Raw genomic sequence first — 3,940 nt, forward strand, 5'->3', positions numbered from 1 at the left:
CAATGGTGGAACCGCGCACAGCCCGGCGAGATCGCCGACCAGTGGCAGCACGCCCAAGCGTGGCAGGAACACTCCCAAGTCGCAGCGGAAGCGGCGGACCGGATCCGCACCGAAACCGCCAAGCGGTATGGCATCGACGTGAATGCTCCGGGCGCGGACGAGAAGATCGTCGACTCCCTGCTCCGCGATGCCGAGAACCGGCAAGCCCGCGCCGACGCCGAACGCGGCCGGGCCCACTCAGACACCATGACGGCCAGCGAAATTCTCAACGAAGCCGAGCGTGCAGATGCCGAACGCGCCGACGAAACTGAACGCAACGAGACGAACAGCGAAGACATCGAACCGCAGGAACCTGGGGGTGATTCGCTGCGCTCGGTGGCCGAACACGACTACGACTCCGCCGAACGACGCGGCGAGGACGCCGAGCAGATGAGAGCTGCCGGCCTCGCCGAAGAGGAAGTCGCCACCCGCATGCGCGCCGACCTCGACCAAGCCCGGCACCCGGTCGAGGCGGTCACCGGGGAGGGCAGCCATCCCAAGGCCCGCAAGGGCCGGGCCAGACGTGGTAGGTCTGCCGAGCGGACGATGACTGGCCGGTGAGAATGCCTGCCTCCTTACTTTGGAGCGTGAGGAGGCAGGCTGCGACGTACTTCAAATCGCATCCAGCCGAACGCCACCTGAATGCGGTCGAGCAATCCTGCCGTCGTAAGAGAAGCGAGGGGAGTCGCAGAAGATTGGCATCCTGTCGAAAGACAGATTGAACTACTACGGCAAGATGTGGGGATGAGCGAACTCGAGACCGTCGACGACTTGAGCGACACCCCCCGTTCCGAGATCGCAGCAGAGGCACTCGCATTGCTTAACGCTCAGGTCGGACTTCTAGTCCACGCGAGTACGGACGGCTCTAAACAACCGACTGAGAATGATCGGCAGTACAAGCAGAATCGTCGCAAGTTCCTCCGCCTCATGGCCACGCTGAAGATGAAAGATCCGATTCCATACGAGAACCTAGGCGTGTGGAACGGGCTCTGGAAGAGTATGCCGACGTTGGCAACCCGCCGGCGTCATGTTAATGATCTGGTCGCGACTAGTAGAACTGCTCTTGAGAGCATCAAGAGCTCCGTCTCGCTCGTGGTGCCGGAAACAGAAGCCGGTGTCACGTGGCGGGACGTCGACACCCGCGTGGCCGAGCTTGGTCGCGCACTCGAGCGAGCCGAGAGCACCGACGACCTCCAAGATGTGGGGCGCAGGAGTCGAGAGATACTGATCGACGCGGCGAAGATTCTCGCCAACCCGGATCTCGTCCCTGCGGGTGAGGATGAACCGAAAGCCGGCGACGCGAAGAACTGGCTGAAATTCTTCATCAACCGGTACGCCGCGGGATCATCACAGCAACCAATGCGCACCTTCATTCGCTCTACGTGGGATCTAGCGCAGCGGGTGACCCACGGCAATATCGACCGGACGGAGACGTACGCCGCGGCACAGGCAACCGTTCTAATCGTGCGCGTTCTTCAAGATCTGGAAGCGCGCGAGCCCTAGCAGGCAACGGTCCAGCGCACAGTGGAGTAGGACCCTTAACCGAACATCCGCCGCCGCAGGGGTCTGGCCGTTCACAGCTAGATGCGTGGACCGCTCGCGGTACACACAAGCCGCGAACGCATAATTCCCCCACAGACAACCGGCAGTGGGAGTAGTGGATGAGCAGGACAACGACGAAGAGCAAACCCACGACAGCCGAACTCATTCGCCTCCATATCGAGTACTTCGTCGTCACCGCCATCGTTGTGTTCGTTGGCTGGTGGATCGTTGCTGAGGCCGCCACTGATGATGGCGTTAATGTGTGGTGGAACTGGAGTTACTGGGGGTGGACTGGCTTTGTGGCTCTTCTGCTAGTTCCGGCCTCCCTGATTGCAGGATTTGCCCAGCAGTTCAGCAGGATGTTGACCAAACGCATCAAACCTGATGGCAAGAACGTCTCGCTGAAGGCGCTGATCGTTGGCGGAATCATCGTCACGTTCATCCTTGCCGGGATGCACTACTACTGGCAGGCGGAAATGCTCACCGCGGCGGGTGAATCCGTATGGTCGCTGGAAAGCCGGGAGGTACTCGATGTCTCCCGGTCCGTCGCTTTCAGTCTCGGCGCACTCGGAGCAATCGCGGCTTTGCTGGTCGGCTACCGCCGACAAAAAACCACCGAGCAAGCGCACGACCACGAGGTCGACAAGGCCCGCGCTGATCGTAAATTGGAGCGCACCAAGCAGGAGGACGAAGGTGTCGCGCGACTGCACGACCGCTTCGCCAAGGCCGTCGAGCAACTTGCAAACGCCGATCCGACGATCCGCCTAGGTGCCGTGTACGTCCTCGCCGCATTGGCATTCGATTGGTTGGCTATTCGTGAGTTCCGCCAGCGGCAAGTGTGTGTCGACATGCTCTGTGCCTATCTGCGCAGCACCCCCAAGATCTCTGCGGATGTAACAGAAGGCCACAGCGACACCCCCCTTCTCGACGCGCTTAAGAAGGACCAGGACGTCCGCAAAGCTGCACTCCAGACGCTGAGCGAAATCAACACGCTGCATGCCACCAAGGGGAAGACGCCCAGCCCTGGTCTTGCCCAGTCACATCGAGACCTCTACCGCAGACAAACGGAGAAGGGAGCGATTCCAGAGACGCGGATTGATCTCAACGGGATCACACTCAGTGGTCTCGATCTGCGTCATGTGAACCTCGCTCATTTGTCGCTTGACGGCGCCGACCTTACCGGCGCGAACCTCAAGAGCGCCGACTTGACGCGGACGACTCTCAGTAACGCGACGCTGGACAACACGACCCTCGATGGGGCGAAACTGATCTACACGAACCTGAGGCACGCCCGCCTCGAAGGCGTCAGCCTGGTCGGGGCACTTCTCTTCAAACCGACACTGCATATGGCAACGATCACCACACGCGAGGACCCGTTCGGATCCTTCACCCGCAGTGTCCTGGTCGGGGTTCGCCTACATCACGTGTGGAAATTCTCCGCGAGAGGAATGCTCGTGACGATGGATGACGAGACCTTCGACCACAACCTCGGCTACATGGATATCGACGAGCCCAACGACGGCACGCCAGCACATCGAAACATCACCGAGAAGAACGACGAGTATGAGCGTGTGAAGGGACTGATCGATGCCATCAATCCCGAGATCCCCAGCCAAACTTTCTCGATCATCACCGATGTGACGATCGACCACGGTGTCATCAAGAAGGACGTGGGTAGCGCCGGGGGAAAAGACTCCGCGTAGATCGTCGAGCGGCTTCCGAAACCGGGGCTCGGTAGGTGTCTGCGTCGCCGCGGGGAGGCTTCTACCTTTCGTTGCCGCTGCCGCGTGCGCGGTCGCGACCGGCGTGAGTGCGTGGGGACGGGTCGAGCGGCGCGGGAATCGGTGGGCCGGGCCGCCGTACCGCCTCGGACGGTGGCGCGGCGTTGTCGAGTGCGACAAGTCGCCGTAACTCTTCCTGCTCTGGTGTGAGTGTCGATGTCGACGTGCGTTCCTGCATCGTCTTGCGGCCTTCGCCGCGTGCGGAAACCGGCACCGACTGCCGTGGCTGGGAGGCATGGATGGTGGCAAGCTCGCTCCGCACGGCGTACTCGATGCCGAGTGCACGGTGTAGTTCGCCTGATGCGCGATGCGCATCTGCGATTGCCTCCATAGCTTTCATCAATTGCCGCAGCAGCAGCATCGCGGACACGCTCTTCGGGAGATGCCCACTGGTCTGCATCACGATCAATGCGGCACCACCGGCGGACATTGCGCCCTTCGGGGCCCGGTACGCCCGGTGCGCCGGAAGCTGCGCGGACCGAGCGAGCTGACGCGCCGCCGCGGCCAACGGTCCGGGTGTCGGTTCGATCTTCGCGGACCATGCCGCGAACACCCCCGCGGTACGGCCGGCGGCGCGT

At 61.9% G+C, this 3,940-nt stretch carries 3 protein-coding genes and 1 pseudogene; 3 read left to right on the forward strand and 1 reads right to left on the reverse strand.

Translation table 11 applies throughout. From position 1 onward, the window contains the following. The 3 genes from MLGJGCBP_RS47025 to MLGJGCBP_RS47035 form a co-directional block, all read left to right on the forward strand. On the forward strand, positions 1 to 600 hold a 600-nt coding region (locus MLGJGCBP_RS47025; protein ID WP_160104039.1), incomplete at its 5' end, for a hypothetical protein. Between the two features lie 183 nt (positions 601 to 783). Continuing rightward, the gene (locus MLGJGCBP_RS47030; RefSeq protein WP_160096028.1) at positions 784 to 1,542 is read left to right on the forward strand and encodes a hypothetical protein; all 759 of its coding nucleotides are present in this window, start codon (positions 784 to 786) and stop codon (positions 1,540 to 1,542) included. A gap of 158 nt (positions 1,543 to 1,700) precedes the next feature. Continuing rightward, positions 1,701 to 3,284, forward strand: coding sequence for a pentapeptide repeat-containing protein (locus MLGJGCBP_RS47035; RefSeq protein WP_160096032.1), 1,584 nt, complete (start codon positions 1,701 to 1,703; stop codon positions 3,282 to 3,284). Between the two features lie 61 nt (positions 3,285 to 3,345). Here MLGJGCBP_RS47035 and MLGJGCBP_RS47040 read toward each other — a convergent pair. Next, positions 3,346 to 3,940, reverse strand: a pseudogene (locus MLGJGCBP_RS47040) (relaxase/mobilization nuclease domain-containing protein); the annotation flags it as partial.

The organism is Rhodococcus sp. T7, from assembly GCF_009872365.1.
In the GTDB taxonomy this organism is placed as follows: Bacteria; Actinomycetota; Actinomycetes; order Mycobacteriales; family Mycobacteriaceae; genus Rhodococcus_F.

What these genes read in the sequence shown, in the direction of transcription:
- MLGJGCBP_RS47030 (WP_160096028.1), top strand. Translation starts at nt 784, where the DNA reads ATGAGCGAACTCGAGACCGTCGACGACTTGAGCGACACCCCCCGTTCC.
- MLGJGCBP_RS47035 (WP_160096032.1), top strand. Translation starts at nt 1,701, where the DNA reads ATGAGCAGGACAACGACGAAGAGCAAACCCACGACAGCCGAACTCATT.